Consider the following 2,220-nt stretch of genomic DNA (forward strand, 5'->3'; position numbering starts at 1 on the left):
GGTTTTGAGCTTATTCCCCAGCCCTCAGAAAACCTGGTTTCTTAGAAGAGGGTTAAGAGTTTTTCAATGAAACTATTAAGGTGTTTGGGGCTGTGTGATGAGGAATTGTTTCAAGCAATATTATTCATTCCCAAAACCAAGAAGTTTCGGGGATGTCTCTAATTCAAGTTCTGTTTGTATTATATGTGTAATCTTATTAACTTTTTCAGGTAAAGCAAACATCATAAGACTGTTAAGTTTACTTTTTTCAATTCCTCCACTCTGAGGCTCTGGATGACCTATTTTGTGCAAAATAGCAGAAAGCTTAATTGAAGGGCGAGAATGGACATTAAACTCCGCTCTATTTTCATTTGCAAAGTTTATGTACCAATCGTAGTCTGCCATAGTATTTAAGCTTATATCCTGCTTCCCACCTATAAATCCGTTATGTTCAACAGGAGATGTGAATAATTCTCTCAACTCTTGCATTTCATCATTCCAAATTGCTTCTGATTCAGAGAAAAATACTTCAGAAGTAAGCGAATTTTGCAAACGATATCCTTTACGGAGGCTGCGATTTAATAAAACATACTGATAAAGTATCTCAGGCATTTCCACACCTAAAGAATATAAACTGCGTCCATCACAAAATTTGCAAGCTTCATCACGAAGCTGATCTATTAGTAAACCAATATCTTTAATAGCAAAATCTTTATAATCTCCACCTTTAGCTTCAAAAGCATCAGCCTTTGCTCTAACGCTAAAAGCAAGAGCTACCAACAGAGGTAATCTTTCTGGTTTGCCTAAATCAATATGATTGAGTTGAGTACGTAACCAGGCTTCTAAATCCTCTGCTCTTTCAATAAGCTGATCTGCTTCTGATAGTTCAGGTAGTATACAAGTAAAACGTTCATAACTTTTGAGTAATTTAAAAGTTCGAGTTTCAAACTCCTCTCTTCTTCTTCGAGCTTCTAAATCTTTAACTTCTTCTACAACGTTTTGAAATCCTGTTTGCATCTCCTTACGGAGAATGTTCATTTGGTGAGCTAGATTATTCTGATTACAGATTAATAATTCCAGTGTACGGTGTTGAACAGCCAGAGCTTTTTGAATATTATTAAAACATACTTGAATTTGTTTATGGTTACGATCCAATTTTTCTTTAACTTTGTGAAGTTGGACGGTGTTATAAACTCCTAGCCCTAAATTAAGTATATTTACTCCAAGATTGGCAACATTAAGCATATCGGTTACTGGTTGAACGGATTGAATTGTCTCTTTACTTATGCGATGACGAGTACACCAAGTGCCTGCTTTACCTATAAATACTTCATACTCAGAAGCCTCTCCCCCTTTAAATGGGTACGGTTCTGGTTTTTGAGCAAAGGGATTGACCATATTGCTTCTAATATAGACTCATTCTTATTATTCCCAGTAATATTATTTCTATACCAGCTTTTATCTGATACACATAATTCAGCTTATAATTAACATCCAAAATTTATTTTTGTTTGGCTTATATTAGTTTATACCTGTGCCTACTGGTTTGATTTATGCTTACTAAATATCATATAAATTTTAAGTATGTGTGGTTATTTATTATTTATAATTAATAGTTTTAAACTAATTAAAAATTATAGGTTAGAATCTATTTAAGCACTTTATTATAAGTTTAAATTTAATAATAGTTTCTTAACAGCCTCTTGAAACTAGTTTCATTAAATCTATCATGATTGCAACAGTTTATATGATTGATATTAGAGAAATGGTTCCAAACAAGGCTAATTAAGTCATGAATAAGAAGTGGGCTGTTAAAAGATTGACGATTAATCTCACATCAGCCGAAGCAGAGAAGCTAGAAAAATACTGTTCAACTACAGGACGAAAAATTTTAGCAGTTGAGGGTTGCTTGTTTATTATTCCTTATTTCTTCTAATTGAGTACATCTTGGTTCTCCATTAAACATCTCTCTTGCCCAATGTTCGCAATTATACCTAAGTTTATTCCATATTCTTTTATCTTGTTTTCTAGATTCTTTAATACGTCCCTCTACATGGCTATAAGGAATTAATTCTGGTAAGTGTTCTTTAATTATCCACTCTGGAGAGTAGGATACTTCATGAACGTAACCAAATCCTTTTTCAACGAGGCTATTGCGAGCTTTCACTGTTGCCCCCGTAAAGAAGTCAGGGGAAACGCACCTTATTTCCTAACAAAAACTAATAAGGATTTCAAAGTCAT

Annotated in this window: 2 protein-coding genes; one reads left to right on the plus strand and one right to left on the minus strand. The window is 33.7% G+C overall.

The genetic code is table 11. The features are described from left to right. Positions 1-120: 120 nt before the first annotated feature. Positions 121-1,377, minus strand: coding sequence for a hypothetical protein (locus AC5JL8_RS12300; RefSeq protein WP_495880061.1), 1,257 nt, complete (start codon positions 1,375-1,377; stop codon positions 121-123). 394 nt (positions 1,378-1,771) lie between these two features. Between AC5JL8_RS12300 and AC5JL8_RS12305 the strand changes: the two genes are divergently transcribed. Next, complete coding sequence (locus AC5JL8_RS12305; RefSeq protein ID WP_495880062.1) at positions 1,772-1,915, plus strand: hypothetical protein; 144 nt, start codon at positions 1,772-1,774, stop codon at positions 1,913-1,915. Positions 1,916-2,220 lie beyond the last annotated feature (305 nt).

The organism is Mojavia sp. (assembly GCF_059505145.1).